Source organism: Novosphingobium sp. NPDC080210 (assembly GCF_050281025.1).
GTDB lineage: Bacteria > Pseudomonadota > Alphaproteobacteria > Sphingomonadales > Sphingomonadaceae > Novosphingobium.
The window spans coordinates 1-15,677 of sequence record NZ_JBNNWL010000009.1; the positions used below are offsets into that span (position 1 = coordinate 1).

At 62.7% G+C, this 15,677-nt stretch carries 19 protein-coding genes and 2 tRNA genes; 2 read left to right on the forward strand and 19 right to left on the reverse strand.

The annotated features are described in order from the left end of the window. Positions 1–141 precede the first annotated feature (141 nt). The 12 genes from ACQKOE_RS15795 to ACQKOE_RS15850 form a co-directional block, all read right to left on the reverse strand. Complete coding sequence (locus tag ACQKOE_RS15795) at positions 142–1,005, reverse strand: tail fiber domain-containing protein (RefSeq protein WP_427513671.1); 864 nt, start codon at positions 1,003–1,005, stop codon at positions 142–144. Continuing rightward, entirely contained in the window at positions 1,005–2,546 is a 1,542-nt protein-coding gene (locus ACQKOE_RS15800; RefSeq protein WP_427513672.1) for a hypothetical protein, read from the reverse strand. The genes ACQKOE_RS15795 and ACQKOE_RS15800 overlap by 1 nt, the downstream gene beginning before the upstream one ends. Continuing rightward, entirely contained in the window at positions 2,546–2,806 is a 261-nt protein-coding gene (locus ACQKOE_RS15805) for a hypothetical protein (RefSeq protein ID WP_427513673.1), read from the reverse strand. Before ACQKOE_RS15805 ends, ACQKOE_RS15800 begins: the two co-directional genes overlap by 1 nt. Then, positions 2,803–3,114 carry a hypothetical protein gene (locus tag ACQKOE_RS15810; RefSeq protein WP_427513674.1) on the reverse strand — a complete coding sequence of 104 codons (312 nt, stop codon included), beginning with the start codon at positions 3,112–3,114 and terminating at the stop codon, positions 2,803–2,805. Before ACQKOE_RS15810 ends, ACQKOE_RS15805 begins: the two co-directional genes overlap by 4 nt. A 55-nt stretch (positions 3,115–3,169) precedes the next feature. Further along, positions 3,170–3,364 carry a hypothetical protein gene (locus tag ACQKOE_RS15815; RefSeq protein WP_427513675.1) on the reverse strand — a complete coding sequence of 65 codons (195 nt, stop codon included), beginning with the start codon at positions 3,362–3,364 and terminating at the stop codon, positions 3,170–3,172. A gap of 81 nt (positions 3,365–3,445) precedes the next feature. Next, the gene (locus ACQKOE_RS15820; protein ID WP_427513676.1) at positions 3,446–3,985 is read right to left on the reverse strand and encodes a TIGR02594 family protein; all 540 of its coding nucleotides are present in this window, start codon (positions 3,983–3,985) and stop codon (positions 3,446–3,448) included. Between the two features lie 123 nt (positions 3,986–4,108). Next, positions 4,109–4,324 (reverse strand): hypothetical protein, encoded by a 216-nt coding sequence (locus ACQKOE_RS15825; RefSeq protein WP_427513677.1) that lies wholly within the window; start codon positions 4,322–4,324, stop codon positions 4,109–4,111. Next, positions 4,317–5,447 carry a tail fiber domain-containing protein gene (locus tag ACQKOE_RS15830; RefSeq protein WP_427513678.1) on the reverse strand — a complete coding sequence of 377 codons (1,131 nt, stop codon included), beginning with the start codon at positions 5,445–5,447 and terminating at the stop codon, positions 4,317–4,319. The genes ACQKOE_RS15825 and ACQKOE_RS15830 overlap by 8 nt, the downstream gene beginning before the upstream one ends. A gap of 43 nt (positions 5,448–5,490) precedes the next feature. Further along, a complete protein-coding gene (locus ACQKOE_RS15835; RefSeq protein ID WP_427513679.1) occupies positions 5,491–6,384 on the reverse strand; it encodes a hypothetical protein in 894 nt (297 codons plus the stop codon). Then, on the reverse strand, positions 6,381–10,571 hold the full coding sequence (locus ACQKOE_RS15840) for a phage tail length tape measure family protein (protein WP_427513680.1): 4,191 nt from the start codon (positions 10,569–10,571) through the stop codon (positions 6,381–6,383). Before ACQKOE_RS15840 ends, ACQKOE_RS15835 begins: the two co-directional genes overlap by 4 nt. Next, positions 10,568–10,915, reverse strand: coding sequence for a phage tail assembly chaperone (locus ACQKOE_RS15845; RefSeq protein WP_427513681.1), 348 nt, complete (start codon positions 10,913–10,915; stop codon positions 10,568–10,570). The genes ACQKOE_RS15840 and ACQKOE_RS15845 overlap by 4 nt, the downstream gene beginning before the upstream one ends. Before the next feature lie 107 nt (positions 10,916–11,022). Then, positions 11,023–11,439 (reverse strand): hypothetical protein, encoded by a 417-nt coding sequence (locus ACQKOE_RS15850; protein WP_427513682.1) that lies wholly within the window; start codon positions 11,437–11,439, stop codon positions 11,023–11,025. 50 nt (positions 11,440–11,489) lie between these two features. Here ACQKOE_RS15850 and ACQKOE_RS15855 point away from each other — a divergent pair. Then, positions 11,490–11,574: transfer RNA gene (locus ACQKOE_RS15855), tRNA-Leu, on the forward strand. 15 nt (positions 11,575–11,589) lie between these two features. Continuing rightward, positions 11,590–11,675, forward strand: a tRNA-Leu gene (locus ACQKOE_RS15860). 7 nt (positions 11,676–11,682) lie between these two features. Here ACQKOE_RS15860 and ACQKOE_RS15865 read toward each other — a convergent pair. The 7 genes from ACQKOE_RS15865 to ACQKOE_RS15895 are packed head-to-tail and all read right to left on the reverse strand — an operon-like array spanning position 11,683 to position 15,651. Further along, on the reverse strand, positions 11,683–12,144 hold the full coding sequence (locus ACQKOE_RS15865) for a hypothetical protein (RefSeq protein WP_427513683.1): 462 nt from the start codon (positions 12,142–12,144) through the stop codon (positions 11,683–11,685). Positions 12,145–12,172: 28 nt separating this feature from the next. Then, entirely contained in the window at positions 12,173–12,577 is a 405-nt protein-coding gene (gene gp17, locus ACQKOE_RS15870; RefSeq protein WP_427513684.1) for a tail completion protein gp17, read from the reverse strand. After that, complete coding sequence (locus ACQKOE_RS15875) at positions 12,574–13,137, reverse strand: HK97-gp10 family putative phage morphogenesis protein (RefSeq protein WP_427513685.1); 564 nt, start codon at positions 13,135–13,137, stop codon at positions 12,574–12,576. Before ACQKOE_RS15875 ends, gp17 begins: the two co-directional genes overlap by 4 nt. Next, complete coding sequence (locus ACQKOE_RS15880; protein WP_427513686.1) at positions 13,134–13,481, reverse strand: phage head closure protein; 348 nt, start codon at positions 13,479–13,481, stop codon at positions 13,134–13,136. The genes ACQKOE_RS15875 and ACQKOE_RS15880 overlap by 4 nt, the downstream gene beginning before the upstream one ends. Next, positions 13,472–14,014 (reverse strand): head-tail connector protein, encoded by a 543-nt coding sequence (locus tag ACQKOE_RS15885; protein WP_427513687.1) that lies wholly within the window; start codon positions 14,012–14,014, stop codon positions 13,472–13,474. The genes ACQKOE_RS15880 and ACQKOE_RS15885 overlap by 10 nt, the downstream gene beginning before the upstream one ends. Continuing rightward, positions 14,014–14,259, reverse strand: a complete 246-nt coding sequence (locus ACQKOE_RS15890) for a hypothetical protein (RefSeq protein WP_427513688.1) — start codon at positions 14,257–14,259, stop codon at positions 14,014–14,016. Before ACQKOE_RS15890 ends, ACQKOE_RS15885 begins: the two co-directional genes overlap by 1 nt. A 60-nt stretch (positions 14,260–14,319) precedes the next feature. Beyond that, positions 14,320–15,651, reverse strand: a complete 1,332-nt coding sequence (locus ACQKOE_RS15895) for a phage major capsid protein (protein ID WP_427513689.1) — start codon at positions 15,649–15,651, stop codon at positions 14,320–14,322. Positions 15,652–15,677: the final 26 nt, after the last annotated feature.

Below are 15,677 nucleotides of genomic sequence, written 5' to 3' on the forward strand. Positions count from 1 at the left end.
CTCCGGTTCCGCTTCGCTCCACCTGCGGTCACCCATGGCGCCGGAGGCAATCTTGCACTAACAATTAACGCGGACCACTCAGTGGGGGCCGGTCAAGTGCTGCCGGCGCACGGAACGCGTGCCAGTTCACGCAAATCGACCTCATTTGACCATATCCTCGAGCTGCTCAACCTTACCGGAGAGCTCCTTCACAGCTTCGATAAGAACACCGACGAGGTTGCCATAGGCAACAGACAAGAGCCCATCATCGTTGGCCTGCACAGCCTCAGGTACAACCGCGGCCAATTCCTGGGCGATCACACCGATGCCGCGATTGCCACTAGCGATGCGCTTGAATGACACACCGCGCAGGCTGTTCACCAAACCCAGCGCATTCGAGATCGTGGCAACATCGGTTTTGAGCGAGGCATCGGAATAGGCCGTGATGTCACCAGTTGCTGTAATAGTGCCCACAACTGAGATCGAGCCAGTGAAGCTCTCGCCTGCTTTGTTGGCAGGGGCGTAGCCCAGCGCCCCGGTTACATCCGCCGAGGCAAGCGACGCGCCAGTCGTGACCCGACCTTTCGCGTCGACTGTCACCTTTGTGTAGGTGCCCGCTGCAACACCGCTGTTGGCCAGCGTTGCCGCAAACGACAGGGCAGCAGATCCATCGAATGCCGTGCTGGTTCCCGTCACATCGCCGGTCAGCGCAATTGTACGGCCGGTCACCCACCTGGTCGCAGTGGCCGCATTGCCCGTGCAGGAGCCAGACGATCCGCTGATCGATCCGCTGGCCGTGATGTAGCCGCTCGGATTGGTTGAATTGTATGGCGTGAAGCCAAGCGCGGTCATCACCATGGCCGACGTCAGATTGCCAAAACCCACCTGCACGACGGTGCCGCTTGCGGTTTTCGAATAGAGCTTCTGGTCAGCCAGGTTGACCGCCAGTTCGCCCGCCTGCAGCGATGCGGCAGCAGGGACGCTGGACGCAGTTGAAGACCGTTTGAGCAGGATGGTGTTCGGCATCAGAAGGTTCCACCGTCCAGCGTCACGCCATCAATCGAGCCACCGGTGATGGCGACGTTGCTCGCTGCCTGCGTTGACATGGTGCCAAGGCCAGAAATGTCAGTATTGGGAATGGTCGCGGACGCCGTGAACGCCGCCGTGCCGTTGCCCTTGAGGTAGCCGGTGAGCGTGGTCGCGCCCGAGCCGCCCTTGGCCACGCCGAGCGTGCCGCCGATATTGCCCAGCGTCAGGTTGGCTTCGTTGACATCGACGGTAGGGTTGCCCGCCACACCATCGCCATTGGTGACTGCGATCTTGGTCGAACCGGCAGTCAGCGTGCGCGCTGCCACAGTCCCAGCGGCCGTGCGGGCGATAATCCCGTTGGTGCCAAGGTTGTGGAGCGCCAGCGCCTGACCGGTCAGTGCGACAGCGTCAGCGGCCACAGCAATGCCTGTGCCGGCCCCCACGTCGATCGTGTTGCCGGTCTTGGTGAGGCCATTGCCGGCAACGATCTGGCCTGCGCCATTGAACTGGACGAAAGTGATGGCTGTTGTGCCCAGCGTCCCACCAGCATCGACCGTGCAGAGGTAGCCCACATCGGCGTTCACTGTGCCCTGTTCGACAAACAGGTAAGCCGAGACATGCTCATCCCATGTCGAGAGATCGATCGCGCGCACCCAGGCGCCAGAGGCAACGACATAGACGCCGTTTTGGGATGGCGTAGTCTGGTCCTTCACCAGCACGCGGTCGCCCGCGGCTAGCGCCACGCCGTCGATGGTCATTGTGCCTGACAGCGAGGCAATATTGGCAGTCGATGCGGCTTTCACCGAAGCCTTGGGATCGAGCCCCTGAACGGTCAGATCGACGTAGTTCTTGGTGGCTGCGTCTTGGGCAGCCGTAGGGTCAGCAAGGCCGGTGATGCGCTGGCTGTTGAAGTCCACCGCAGCGGCAGGTGCAGCCAACTGGTCGACCCGGTTGGCGCGAACCCGGGCATCGGTGAAGTAGAGATTGGTGCCTTCAGAGACGTCGCTGGTGGAGAGCGTGATGGCACCGGTACGACCAGCCACCGAAGTCACCGGGAACGTGATGGCCACATTGCTGGCGGCCGTGACCCGCCCCTTAGCGTCTACCGTTACCTGGCCGACCTGTGTCGCAGAACCATAGGAGCCAGCAGTGACCCCACTATTCGCGAGCGTCGCCGTAATCGTCGCATTGGCTGTGCCGTTGAACGATGCGGAACCAGTCACATCGCCGGACAGGCCAAGCGAACGCGCCGTTGCCAGCGCGGTTGCAGTCCCGGCATTGCCCGAAATCGAACCCGCAATCGTGCTCGAGAAGGTCTTGATCCCGGCGACGGTCTGGTCGCCCGAGAGCCCGACGAAGGCGCCCGGGCCGCCAATCGCAATGACGGAAGTCGCCGTCCCGCCAGCACCGCCCGTGCCCGTGCCGTAGTAAAGCGTGTTATCCTGTTCGTTGAACGCGAGCTCAGCGTTGGCGAGAGACGCGGGGGCGCCTGCCGCACCGCCTGCGGCCCGGCGCTTGATACGAAGAGTATTGGCCATCAGAAATTACCTCCATCGACCAGCCTGGCCGAATTCGTGTTGGTCCACCGGTTGTCGGGAGACGAAAAAATGAGGACGTCGCCGCCCTCGGGCTGAGCCAGCTCGACATCCGAGAGATCATTGAGTGCGCTAAGCGGCCCGGGCGGACCTTGCGGCCCCTGTGGGCCGGTCGCGCCGGTTTCTCCGCGGGGGCCGGCAATGCCTTGGGGCTCGACGACGATGGTCTGTACCGTCTCGAGGATCTGGACGGTGCTGGTCATTCGACATCAAACGTGAAGGCCGGCAGGACCTCACGCTCCCCTTCACCATTTTCGAGGCCAATGATCAGCCAGACCCGCCCGGCCCCCGGTTTGAGGTGCGCGGTCTGTTCATCGCTCCAGATCACCTCAATCTCGCCAGCGCTTGGCGGGCTACGGACAGTGATAGCTGGAACCGCAATGTTGGGGCTCTGGTCGACCACGAGAGCGGAAAGCGCCGTGAGATCCCGGCGCAGCCCTGCGGCAAGGTTCGCAAACAAGGTGGCGCGCAGGCGCCGGGTGCCGCCGCGGCGGATAGTCAGCCTGGTCATGGGTGCACCTGTTGGAATGTGGATGGCGGGAGCCGCAGCTCCCGCCCATGTCGCGTCAGCCGATGCGGGCGGTTGCCGTTTTGCGGAACAAGACGCCGCCAATGCCGGTGAGAGCCAGCACGACAGTCAGGACATCGCTCTGCTCTAGGCCTTGCGGCAGAATGCCAAGCGTCCCGGCAATACCCCAGAGGCTGCCGATGACGCCGGTCCAGATGGCTTTCGAGGTCCACCACGGCTTCAAGTTTTCCATGTCACTTCTCCAATAAAAAAACCCGCCGGAAGCGGCGGGCGGCTGATCCGGCTGCTTGGGAACAGCGGATGGCTGGTGATGTCAGGATTCGTTCAGCGACAGAGCGCCGGTCGCGGCGAGTTCGACTGGCTTCGCGGTTGCAGGCGCGGCCTTGTAGACCGGCCGACGTACGGCGATGCAGCGATCCCTGGCGATACGGGTGATGGTCACGCCGTCGGACTGGTTGCCTCCCAGCACATGAAAGGCGCCGTAGTCCTCGCCGATGTAGATCCCGACATGGCCAGAGGTCTCCCCGCGGCGAAACACCAGCACATCGCCAAGCTGCGGCCTGGCGCTGCCGTCTTTGCCGAAATTAACCCAACTGCGCGCCCAGAGCGGCTGGGTGGGCAGCGCCTTGCCGGCGCGCTTGGCGACGATGGCCACGAACAGTCCGCACCATGGGATCTCGTCATGGTTGTAGACCTTGGCGAGCCCCAGCTCCTTGGCCCAGCCCAGGATCACGGGATTATCGCCAGATCCTTCGACCTCTGCGGTGCCGTAAAGCTTGCGGGCTTCTGCTACCATTCTGGGCAGCGGCTGCAGATCATCGATCCAGCGATAGGCCGGAGGAAGCGAGTTCATATAAATCTCCACTTGGTTACTTGACAAAGGAAGGATCGGACACCATCTGCGCCCTGCCTTTCAGGCATCCTCTCCCAAAACTTTCACGAGGCCGGCGCTGAGCAATCGCGCTGGCCTCTTTTTTTAGCGACCCGAGAAGCCCTTGAGTGCGGCAGTGAGCACCGCGAGTGCAGCAACCAAAGTCGAGAGCCATTTGACGAAGCGGACAACGCCAGTGGCGGTGTTCCAGGCATCGAGCAGGTCCTTGAGCTCCTTGCGCACAGCCTTGAGCTCCTCCTGAACGGCTTCGAGGTCAGCCCGAATGAGGGCCATTTCGACGGCGGGATCCTGCTCAGACATTGGCGCCTCCACCGCTGACCAGCGCCTGCCCAGCTGCGCGAAGGCCATCCACTTCTTGCTTGAGTTCAGCGATGGCCTGGAACGCGAGGGCCGCCAACTTGGCGTAGTCCACCGCAAGGAAGCCATCGGGCCGCATGCGCACGGCGAGCGGGAAGACCTGCTCTACATCCTGCGCAATCACCCCGAAGTCAGCCTTGCGCACGAACAAGCCATCTTCTCCGCCGCGGGCCTGCAGATGCGTTTCGTTCCAATCGAACGCCTTGCCGCCGATCGCGAGTACGATGCCGAGCGCTCCCTCGATCGGGCGGATATTTTCTTTGAGCCTGGCATCAGAGGCGAAGAAGGCAGTGACATCACCGGTGCTGCGGATTTCACCGGCCACGCCCGAAGCCGCAGTGCCGACCCCGAGCGAGCCCAGCTGATAATTGCCCGAAGTATTGAGCGCATTGGCAGTACCCGCAACCGTGGCGGTGGTTGCGGTGTTGGCGCTTGCGGCATTGCCGCTGATCGAGATCCCCCAGGTGCCTGATGCGCCAACACCGCTGCGTGAGGGAACATCGAGATTGGTGCGGGCATCTGCGCCTGTGGCAGCTCCCGTGCCGCCGGCAGCAATCGTGATTGTGCCGATAAGTTTGGAAGCAGAAAGCGAGGTGAGCCATGCTGGGTCAGCGTAACTCGAGGTTGAGAGCAGTGCCGCGCTCGACTGAGAGGGGGCGCTAAGGCCGATCGTCCAGGCGGCATATGTTCCGCTCCCGCCAACAGCGGTCACATTGACCGTGAGCGCGCCGGTGCCACTGGTGTAGGCGGTGATCTGGCCGTGCATCCAGTTGGCCGGCGTAGCCGTGCTTGTCACCGTCACCCATTGCCCGACCACAAACGCCTTGCCGGTCTGGACGGTCAGCGCCTTTGTGCCGGTGCCGATCGCGAGCGAGGTCGTGCTGGTAGCGCTGGTACCGGGCGCATTGGTCGCCGTTGCCGCGCTTGCTGCAGCATTGCTGGCATAGCCGTTTACTTCGCTGGCCAGCGAATTGGCTTCCGTAGCAAAGGTTGGCAGCGCCGAAAGGAAGGCATCAGCGCGCGCATTGAAGTTCGTCGCGTCCGACCGGGTGGGCGGCGCGGGCAAGGCCGTGATAGGCATGGCAGATCCTGCGCTGAGGGATGAAAGGTTAAGTGAGGCCTTCGATGGTCAGGCTGCAGTAGCTGACCGTCGGATAGGCAAGGTCGATCGAGAATTCTTTGTAGAAGCCAAAGACGGTGAGGCTCTCGAAGCTCTCCGAGCCAATCCACAGCACCGGCGTCGCGCGGATCGAAGCAAGCGTACGATACACATCATCGAGCGCATCGGTTTGCATGACGACCCGGGCTGACATGCGCTTGGCGAAGGCGCGCTCCACGACCGAAGTCACCCCGAACTGGTCGGTCTCTTTGCGCGAATAGTCGATGATCCCGAGATCCACCCCGTGCTCGGTATCGCCAATGTCAAACTGACGGCCAACCAGAAGGGTCCCGCATTTGACGGCGTCGGCCGGATTGTCCCGCGTCAGGGTCACAGTCAGGACCCCCGTCTCGTAAACGGGCACATCGAGGAACAGCAGCCCGGTCCTTTTGCCAAGCGGCTCGAAGAACCAGGCAAACCAGGTGTCGATCGCATTCCCGCCGATGTTGAGGCTCTGCGTCCGGTTGTAGATCTGATTACCAGAGACCGTAAGCGTAACGCTGGCACTTTCCGCCTCGATATCGATCAGCGCGAGACCATCAGCAGCGCCCGGAGCAAGCACGACCTGCAGCGAACCGGTACGTGTTGTTGCAGTGCCCACGCGCGCATCGAACATGGCCCAGCGGTTGGTCGGCCCCAAGTCGAGCCACTTGGTCGGATCAGTGGCCGGGTTCACGCCCGTAGATGCCGCGAGCGCTTCGTACTTGCGGTGCGTCGAGGTCAGGATGACCCGGGCGCCGACAGCATAGGCCGTACCTGAAGCCCAGACAGCATAATCGTTCTCCGGAGCCGTGCTGCTGGTCAGCATGGCGTCAGTCAGCGTGGTCGGCCGGATCAGTTTCATGCCGCAGTCCTCACTGCCAGAGCGTCACCATCCGGGGTCACGCGCTCGAGGATGCGGGCGGTCTTGCTCGTTCCGGAGGCAATGGTGGCAGAGGCAATCCGCTGCTCGTCGCGAAGGTCGGAGAGCTCCTGTTTGAGCGACGCCAGCCCTTCGATCAACACGGTCGCGCTGTCATTGGCCGAGGTGGTCGCTGTCGCCGTCTGGGTGGACGCGAACTGCTCCCACCAGCTCGGGCTGGTCGAAGCCGCCACAGTCGCCGCAGTATCGGTTGGCAGCCCGGCCATCGCCTTGATGATCGCCACCGTCTGCTCGAGGCTGGCTGCCGTCTGCCCCTGAATGCGGGCGAGATCCTGCGCAGAGGTGGCCGCATCGGCGGCTACGCTCAATAGGGTCTGGCTGAGCCCGGGGAGCGACTTGGCCGCTTCCTGGTCACCACTGCGAGCCGCAAGGGTTGCCGCGTTGAACTCGGAGAGCGCCTGAGCGTAGGTCTTGGTGCCGCCATCCATGCTGCCACGGATCCGGGCAACTTCCGCGAGCAGGCCGTCGGTGATCTGCGTCCAGGCCGAGCGCAGCTTTTCGGCAGCAGCTGCCGCTTCATCGGCGGCCTTCTGCTGGTCCTGCAGCGCCCAGATCTGTTCCTGCAACGCCCGGTTGCTCTCATCGAGTTGGGCAAGGTCGAGGGCGCGCAGGGCTGCTGTATTGCCTTGCAGTTCGAGCAGCTGGCGCTCGAGGCCAAGCCGCTCATCGACAATGGCGGCTGCGCTCGCCGCATCCTGCGCAGCGCTAATGAGATCAGCAAAGGCAGGCGCAAGCTGGATCAGCGCGACATAGGCCGCGCGCCCAGCCTCGGTGGTGAGGTCCTGCGCATCGACCAGCGCGCGGAAACCCGCGATGCTGTCGGGGAGCGTCAGGCCGAGGCTGCCAAACACCTCGTTCATCTGCGCCGTCAGCGCGGCGGTCTGCTCGGCCTTGGTGTAGAAGAGCGAGAAATAGTCGCTGGTGGCAGACGCCATGTCGCTCGCCGAGCCGAACAGGTCGAAGAGGTTCATCTTGGCCGTAAGGCTCAGCCCCTCGACCGAGGTGCCGAGCAATGAGAGCGAGGAAGTGACCGCCTCGATGCTGGAGGCGACCCGAACCAGCGTCTCGAAATAGCCTTCGCCGACCTTCTGGAACTGTTCGAGGCCCGGGATCGCTGCCCGCGCGATGCTGTCGGCAGCAGCCCCGAAGACGGCTGTCAGCTTCTCCTGGATCTGCTCGCCGGTAAGACCCTTCAAATCAATCTTGCCGATGTTGACGACAAAGCCAGCGAGCCGCGACTGCACCTCATCCAGTGACATGCCCAAGGGCCCGGCGGCAGCCGAAATGGCGTCATAGAAGCCTGAGAAAATCAGGCGGAATTGCTGCTCCAGTTCCGCACTCGCTGCGGCGTACTGCGTGGAGTAGCTTGAGCCCACGCTGATTCCGAAGAACTTCTTCGTCTTCTTGACGTCGGTGTAATAGCTCGCGTCAAAACCGCCCGAGAGGATCGAGCCGAGCGACTGCGCGCCGCCGTAGATGCCCTGGCCGATGATGCTGGTCTTGGTGCCAAAGAGCGCATTGACCACGCTGCCCAGCACCTTGCCGAGACCGCCGAGCAGCTTTGCACCGAGGAACCCGATGGCCGCACCAATGGGCCCGGCAATGGCAAGACCGATACCCGCGCCGATCAGCGATCCGGTTTTGCCACCGACGAAGTTCGAGACGCCGTTTAGGGCCGAGGTCAGCCCGCCGAGAATACCTGTCGCCTTGGTCCCGGCCTGGATGCCCGCAGCCGAGGCATCAAAGCCACCCGTGCGGATAATGAGATTGGTGAGCCCACCGATATTGGCCTCGATGTTCTTCAGCGAAGCCAGCATGGCGGCGGAATACCGCATGGTCAGTGTATCGACCTCGCGCAGGTGGTCGATGGATTTGGCAATGCTCTCGGACTTCGCCGTGCTGTCCCCGAACACCGTGCCGGTGCCGTCGTTGGTTACAGGCGGCTTGGCGGAACCGCCGAAGGCCCCGGAGATAGCGACACCAAGCGAGGCGATCACACCGGCCGTGACGGCGCCGGCAGCAATGTTGAGCGGGAACGGCAGCGAGCGGATGGCGTTCACTACCGCTTCGACCGCCTTGCTGCCGGTCGTAATAATCGAGTTGCCCTGTTCCACCCCGGCGCGTGCGGTGTCGGAGGCTGCCATGGCGGTGTCGCTGGTGACCTTGGCGGCGGTTTGCACGCCAATGAGGCCGATCTTCACCGCGGCATTCTTGATCGCGATGGCGAGCTCGAAAGCGCGGAAGACCTTCTCAGCCGCGAGCATTGCCTTGTAGCCGTCCGAGCCTTCCTCGAAGAACCCCTTGGCCGCCGAGGCAAGGTTGCCATAGTGGTTGATCTCGGCCGAAGCCTGCGCCGCACGCGCGTCAGCATACTGGAACGAGGTCTTGCCGTATTCGCGCTCCGCGTCTGCGGCTCGCTTGGCAGCTGCTGCCTGGGCCGAGGCAAAGCGCGTGATTTCCACAGTGATGCCGCCGATCGCGCCGCCGACCGAGCCGAAGGCATCGGCCATGTTGCTTGCGGCTGCCTGCGTTGCCGAGACCATGTCCTCGAGGCTTTGGAGGAACTGTTCCAGCTCCTTCACCTGAAAGTCTTGCTCGATAAGTGCGGACTTGGCCGCCCTGTATCGCTCCCAGGCGGCCGCGCCGCGTTCGAGCACGATCTGCTCTTTCTCGGCCTCGAGGTTCGCCAGCTCCTGCGCTTTGGTCGATTTGCCAAGCATCGCGACCTGCAGTTCGAGCGGGGCGACCGTATTCTTGATGAACTCCTTTTCGGCCTGCGCCTTTGTTGCCTTCTCCCAGGCATCGCCTGCCTCGAGGATCGCGATGCGCGCTTCGTCCGTCGGCGCCTTCAAGGCTGCCATGGCGACTTCCATGCGCTTGATCTCGATCGGGGTCTTGCCAATCTTGGCGGTCTCGAGCTCGAGATTGCGGGCAAAGTCCTGCGCGGCCTTGAGTGCCTTTTCGGCCTCGGTGGTCTTGGGCCCCTTGGCGGTCTTGTCCGTCTTGTCGCCTTTGATGTCGGCCGCTTTGGCTGCAAGGCGGGCCTTGGCGGCCGCGATGCTGTTTTCGCGCCACTTGGCCGAAAAAGCGTCCATCATCGACATGGCATCGCCAAAGGCCGCGCTGAACTGGTCTTTCATTTGGCCCGCCATGCGCGCGGTCGAGCCAGAAAAGCTGTTCTCCATGCGCGGCAGAGCTACGTTCTCAATTTTGGAAAATGTCGGAAGCCCAACGCGCTCAAGCAGCGGGTTCACCTGGCCGGCTAGCCAGTTGATCGCGGCAATCGCCTTGTTCGCCATGAACTCAATGCCGCTGATCGTAAGATTGGCAGCCCCGACGGTCGCCTCGCCAATGACGCCTGGCAGCGCCGCCCAGATGATCCGGACAGAATTGAACCACCCGACCCAGCCAGCATAAATGAACGCGATGACGTATTTGCCGGCCGTCAGCACGGCATCAAAGGCCGTCACGGCCCAATCCTTGAAGGTCGAGAAGACCGAGCCGAGGCTGAGACCATCCGAGACCGTCTTCCAAAGGCCCTTCATGGTGTCGCCCACGGTGATCCCGACGGGGCCAAGCTTCTCCATCTCCTTTTTGGTAAGGCCGAGGCTCTGAGCGTATTTGTCGAGCTCACCAGTCTGCTTGACGCTGGACTGGAACATCTTGAACGCGCCGAACGCCAGCGTTGCCGCAGCGGCGCCGGCCAGCAGGTATGGGTTGGTGAGCGCGGCGGCAGCTGAACTAGCGGCAAGCCCAACCAGCGCCCGCGCCATGCCGCCGATGCCCATGCCCGCCTGCATGCTGATCTGACCGATCTGGGTTCCCTGCTGCATGAATACGGTCAGCGGCTTTTGGCCCGAGAACAGGCCGACGACCATGTCATTGAGCTGGAAGACGAGGTTCTGCACATGGTGGCTGGCAAGTTTGGCTGAGCCGCCCATGCGGGTGAGCCCGCCGCCACCTGCCGATCCCAGCGCCTTGTCCGCGCGCGAGGCGGAGTCAGCAATATCGCCCATCGCACCCGCCACCGACCGCTTCATGTCAGCCATCTCCTTCTGGAGACGCGCGACATTGGTGATGAGTTCAATCTCGAGGGTGCCGGCCTTCATGGGTTTTGCTCCTTCGAGATCATGAGCGCCCGGAAAGCATTGGTGACTTTCCGGGAGACTTCATCACGGTTGAGGCTGGATGTTGCCGTCCAGGGCGGCGGGCAATCGGGCTCGCGGGCCCGCACCGTCTCGGCAACAAAGTCGATCGAGAGGCGGCGCAGCAGCAGCGATGTCCAGGGCGGAAGATCGTGTCCCGAACAGCGCTGCCAGTGATCGATCGACGCCCATGAGATGGGCACCGGCCCCATGGCGCCAGCCTCGCTCGGCCCAAGATCCATCAGATGGTCGATGATCCAGGGCGTGCGGATTGGCGGCATGTCGGGTGTGAGATCGTCCACTGCCATGCGCTGCATGCGGGTCAGTGGTTCGGGATCGGTGTTTGGCCGGGCTTTACTGCTGCTGCGGGGCTTGGGCGCAGTGCCGAGCCACGCCAATTGCCGGACGTAGAGGCTCAGCTCTCGGCCGAGCTCTTCGTAAAATTTGCCCAGTCATTGATGTGGCCGGCAACCTGGGCGGCGATGAAGCCGATCGAGGGGTCGGCATAGGCCTTGCGGAACAGCTCCTGGCCTTCGAGGCCGTCGGCGGGCGGATAGGCAAAGCCGTTGAAGCTGACCGTGCAGGCGGCGAGGAAATCAGCCTGTTCAGCAAGCTTTTCCTCGGCGGTCTGGTCCATCTTCCCGCGCTTCTTGATCTTGTCCATCAGCTGGTTCTGCTGGCGCTGCTGGGCCCGCTGGTAGACCTTCGTGCCCGGGCCGTAGACCGTGATCGTCAGCCGCTTGCCCTTGTCGTCATAGAGCGGGGCATCATCGCCGCCGACGAGCTCAACGATCGAGGTCTCGGTGGCGGCAAGCATAGTGATATCGAACATGCATGTTCTCCTTGGCAATTTGGGAGGGATCTGGGAAAGGCGCTGGCCGTGCGGGCGTGGCGAAATTGGTAGACGCACCAGATTTAGGTTCTGGCGCCTAACAGCGTGGGGGTTCGAGTCCCTTCGCCCGCACCATTCAGATCTGACGGCGCGGATGTGGCGGAATGGTAGACGCCCGAGACTTAAAATCTTGTGAGGGTATCCTCGTGCGGGTTCGAGTCCCGCCATCCGCACCACACCGGATTACGGCGCCAGCACCTCGACAATGCCCACACCGGCGGAGTTGGTGGTGAGTTCGAGGGTCACGGTGGCGGTGGTGATCTGATCGACCGAACCGACATTGACCTTGAAGCTCATGACCTGTGCCTGGAAGTAGTACTTGTCGCCGTTCTGGGTGGTGACGAGGAAGCTGTGGTCGCTGTCCGAGAGCGAGGCGGATTTGAGCACGATCTGTCCGGCATCGTCGGTATCGAGGCCGAGCTGAATGGTCATCGCGCCCTGGTTGAAGCTGCCTTTCTTCTTGACCACACCGCGGCTGCCCACGGGATTGAAGGTAACGAGGTTGAACTCGCGGCCGAACTCACCAAGGTCGGAGACTTCGCCGACCACTGTCATGGTGAGCGCGTTGTAGCCGGTGGCGTCAAAAGTCGCAGGGGTAGAAGCCGACACCTTCAAGGTGGTGCCGGCGGAAGTCCGAACGGTCATGGCATTAGGTCCTTATGAAGGTGAGGCTTCAACGCGCCTCGTTGAATGAGACGCGGAAGTCCTGCGTCTGCATGTGGATGCCGGTCTCGTCGTCGAGGAAATCAGGACCGGCAGAATCTGTGTGAACGGTGACCTCGGAGAGCCCGTCGATTACGGGCATCTGGTCAGCAGCGGCCGCGCGAATGGCAGCAATTATGGCCTTGGCCTCTGCGTAGGCCCGCGCGAGCACGGTCACCTGCACCCGTTCAGTCACTCGGCGCTTCGGTCCTGGGGACGGGACGTTCCGGTCGACGCTGCTGATCCTCATCAGGGCGATGGCGGGAAGCGAGGTGCCCTGCGGCAAGGTTCCGGCCGCAATACGTGCTTCAGGCACGAGCCCAGTTACGCGCAAGTCCCCCACCAGGAGGCTGCGAACCGCAATCACGCCGTTCATTCGTCGTCGACCTCGAGTGCAGGCGCCTTGAGATCGCCAATCTGGACCCGGTGGGCGATGTAGGCACCCATGGCGGTGACCGCTTCCTCGGCTTTTTGCTCCAAAGCAGGGCGCAGGAAAGGTTTGGCGGCGTGACCCGGGTGCATGACCACGCGGCCGACGAAGTTCTCGCCAATCTTGAGACTGCCGCGCTTCAGCATCTTGTTCATCGTGCCAATGCTGACTTTGCGCGGGCCATGGCGGGTCTGGCGCACCGGGACATCAGCCTCCGTCACCGAGATCAGGTGGGGCGCGACGCCGTATTCGATGAAGAGCCCGAGATAGGAGCCTTTGCCGCGGAGTTTGACGTAAGAACTGAGCTTCGCGCCATCGGTCCTTGTGCCGATCCCGATCGCGCGCTTCAGCTGTCCGGTCTTCACCGGCACATTGGCCTTGGCTTGCTGCTGGATCACCTTGGCACCTGCGCGGAGGCCACCACGGATGACGTTACGCTCGAGGTTTTTGGGAAGCTGATCGAGCAATTGCAGCAGTTCGGGGCCGCCTTTGAGCCTGAAGGTCATGGCGCGGCTACTTCACTTGAGTGTTCTTCGACCATCAGCTCGATGGCTTCGCGCCGACCGAGCATAGAGGGTCCGGCAATGATCTGGTGGATGCGGCCCGCGATGATCACTCGCATGTCAGGCGTGATGCCGGCCAGATAGCGGATGCGGATCCGGGCCGGACGGCGCGCAATCTGGATCTGTTCGGCCATGCGCTCGGCGCGCGATGGCAGAATGTCCTTCACCTCGGCCCAGACACAGGCAAACGGCGCCCATGTCACGGCTTCAGTCCCGTATTGGGGGTCATGGGTGACAGACTTGCGCTCGATCCGGATCCGGACCGAGAGCTTTGAGGCTAGATCCATCGCGATTGCAGCTGGGCGACCAGCGTATCAAAGGCGAGACAGGCCGCGCCTTCACGGTTTTCGAACATCGAGGCGGTTTTGACGAGGATCGCCGCCCGCGCGATCGCAAGATCGGGGTCATTCTCGGCAAATCCGGCCGAAAACGTCACTTCAATGAGGCCATCAGGCCCAAGCTCGGGCCAAGACCTACCTGATGCCGGACGAATGCGGGTGAACCCATGCCGTTTGCGGGCAAGATAGTGGCTCTCCGGCAGGGTGACGGTGGAGCCATTGGCCGCCGTGTAGCGGATCTCGGCAACCACGCAGGGCCTGACCGGCACCGTGATCTCCTGGCTCCAGCTTTCCAGCTGTAACTCGAGGGTCTGTTCGCACAGCTTAAGGCCAGTCTGCTGCTCCAGTTCAGCTTGGGCTGCATCGAGCTTGGCCCCGAGCAGCAGATCCTCGTCGTGCCCATCAAGGCGCAGCTGCTGGCGTGCTTCCTCGAGCGTCACGGCGCGATCCTGAGGCGGTTCCACCGTGACGATCTCGGACATCAGGCTGCCTTCGTACGAACGCTAGCGCCGGCCTTGTTGGCAATCGGCGTCTGTTCGGCGGCTTCCGGCTCAGCCTTCACGGCGGGTTCTGTCTTGGCCGCAGCAGCCGCATCGACCTCGATCGCAAGGCCGCGCTCGATGAGGCTGCGGCCCGCCTGGTCATCGACCTCGAAGGTCTGACCGGTGGTGATGTTCTCCGAGCTCACCGAGCTCACGTGAATGGTATCGAGTGCCTGAAGGATCATGGCTGTCTCCTGGAAAATGGAAAAGGAGAACTGGCCATCAGACCAGCCCTCCCCAAATCATCAGACCTTGGTGGCCGCCGTCGCAGCCGCCGCGAAGTCGCCCTTCACAAAGGCCTCCGGGCGGTAGACCGCAAGCGCAAGACGCTCTTCGGCCAGCACCGTCACCAGGTTCTTGCGGAAGTTCTGGTCGTCCTCGGTCGAGATTTCGACCACTGCGTCCATCCGGTCGAAGATCTGCGCGCCCAGCTGGAAAGCACCAGTCAGGAACTTGCCGGTCGCCATCGACTGGGTGGAAACCACTGGCTGCCCCCAAAGCGTCGGGGTGATCGTCCCTTGCGGATTGCCAACGATGAACTGGCCTTGTCCGTCTTTGAGAAGCTCGATCGCCGCCCAGTCTGCCGGGTGGAGCACCACGCCGGTCGACATCAGCTCAGACAGCGCCGTCTGCAGCATGGCCAGGCGCAGGACATCGATCCGGGTTACCGTTGCCGGAATGGTGATCGGCGGGGTGAACGCGGTTGCCTGCGTGTAAATGCCGGCAAGATCCGTGCCCGTGCCGCTGCCATTCAGGAGCTGGTTTTCTTCTACCAGTGCTAGTCCGTAGCGCAGACGCCCGTCCACATAGGACTTGAGCATCGGCACATCGTCGAGGATCTGGCGGGTGGCCAGAACCCAGTGCGCGATCGTGGTGACATTGCTGGTCACCACATCGAACTTGATGTCGGACTGCGGCTTGGCGGGGCCAGTCGTTTCCGAGACGGTCGCAGCCGCATTGGTGAAGCCGGTTTCCTTCACATACTGCACCGAGTTGCTGGCGGTCCGGCCCGGGGTAAGCAGATCGCGCACCGTCATGCGGCGCTGGCCCGGGGTGATGATGCCGGGAATGCGGTCCGGCACAATCAGGTCGCCCGCCGAACCATTGGCATCTGTAGTGAGCGAGGAGATGATCGATTTCACCTCGACGCTGGCACGCCCGCGCACGGTGTTGTTGCCAAGGAATGCGCGAATGGCTTCGTCAGCCACGACCTGTTCGCCGATAGTCTTGAACGAAGGCGCACCCTCGTCCGCCACGCGGCGGGCCATCTTCTGCTCGACCTCATCGAGGCGGGCCTTGGCTTCATTGAGCGCGGTCAGCGCCTCGTCGGCCAGTTGCTTGGTGGCGTTGGAGAGGTCTTCGCCGCGCTGCGCTTTGCCCAGCGCTTCTTCGGCAAGTTCCTTCACCTTGTCGTGCTTGGCATCGAGGTCCGACTTGATCTCGTCGTACCGGGCATCAAGGCTGCTGCGCAGTTCGCTCTGGCGTGCCTCGAGGCTGGACTTCACTTCACTAAGACGCGCATCGAGCACGCCTTTCACTTCGCCGGCAAGCTGCTCGGCGCTCTTGGTATCGGTCATGGGATATTCCTGAACTGGAGTGGGGG

Coding starts and splice junctions, on each gene's coding strand:
- ACQKOE_RS15795 (WP_427513671.1), bottom strand. CDS start 1,005: ATGCCGAACACCATCCTGCTCAAACGGTCTTCAACTGCGTCCAGCGTC.
- ACQKOE_RS15800 (WP_427513672.1), bottom strand. CDS start 2,546: ATGGCCAATACTCTTCGTATCAAGCGCCGGGCCGCAGGCGGTGCGGCA.
- ACQKOE_RS15805 (WP_427513673.1), bottom strand. CDS start 2,806: ATGACCAGCACCGTCCAGATCCTCGAGACGGTACAGACCATCGTCGTC.
- ACQKOE_RS15810 (WP_427513674.1), bottom strand. CDS start 3,114: ATGACCAGGCTGACTATCCGCCGCGGCGGCACCCGGCGCCTGCGCGCC.
- ACQKOE_RS15815 (WP_427513675.1), bottom strand. CDS start 3,364: ATGGAAAACTTGAAGCCGTGGTGGACCTCGAAAGCCATCTGGACCGGC.
- ACQKOE_RS15820 (WP_427513676.1), bottom strand. CDS start 3,985: ATGAACTCGCTTCCTCCGGCCTATCGCTGGATCGATGATCTGCAGCCG.
- ACQKOE_RS15825 (WP_427513677.1), bottom strand. CDS start 4,324: ATGTCTGAGCAGGATCCCGCCGTCGAAATGGCCCTCATTCGGGCTGAC.
- ACQKOE_RS15835 (WP_427513679.1), bottom strand. CDS start 6,384: ATGAAACTGATCCGGCCGACCACGCTGACTGACGCCATGCTGACCAGC.
- ACQKOE_RS15840 (WP_427513680.1), bottom strand. CDS start 10,571: ATGAAGGCCGGCACCCTCGAGATTGAACTCATCACCAATGTCGCGCGT.
- ACQKOE_RS15845 (WP_427513681.1), bottom strand. CDS start 10,915: ATGGCAGTGGACGATCTCACACCCGACATGCCGCCAATCCGCACGCCC.
- ACQKOE_RS15850 (WP_427513682.1), bottom strand. CDS start 11,439: ATGTTCGATATCACTATGCTTGCCGCCACCGAGACCTCGATCGTTGAG.
- ACQKOE_RS15865 (WP_427513683.1), bottom strand. CDS start 12,144: ATGACCGTTCGGACTTCCGCCGGCACCACCTTGAAGGTGTCGGCTTCT.
- gp17 (WP_427513684.1), bottom strand. CDS start 12,577: ATGAACGGCGTGATTGCGGTTCGCAGCCTCCTGGTGGGGGACTTGCGC.
- ACQKOE_RS15875 (WP_427513685.1), bottom strand. CDS start 13,137: ATGACCTTCAGGCTCAAAGGCGGCCCCGAACTGCTGCAATTGCTCGAT.
- ACQKOE_RS15880 (WP_427513686.1), bottom strand. CDS start 13,481: ATGGATCTAGCCTCAAAGCTCTCGGTCCGGATCCGGATCGAGCGCAAG.
- ACQKOE_RS15885 (WP_427513687.1), bottom strand. CDS start 14,014: ATGTCCGAGATCGTCACGGTGGAACCGCCTCAGGATCGCGCCGTGACG.
- ACQKOE_RS15890 (WP_427513688.1), bottom strand. CDS start 14,259: ATGATCCTTCAGGCACTCGATACCATTCACGTGAGCTCGGTGAGCTCG.
- ACQKOE_RS15895 (WP_427513689.1), bottom strand. CDS start 15,651: ATGACCGATACCAAGAGCGCCGAGCAGCTTGCCGGCGAAGTGAAAGGC.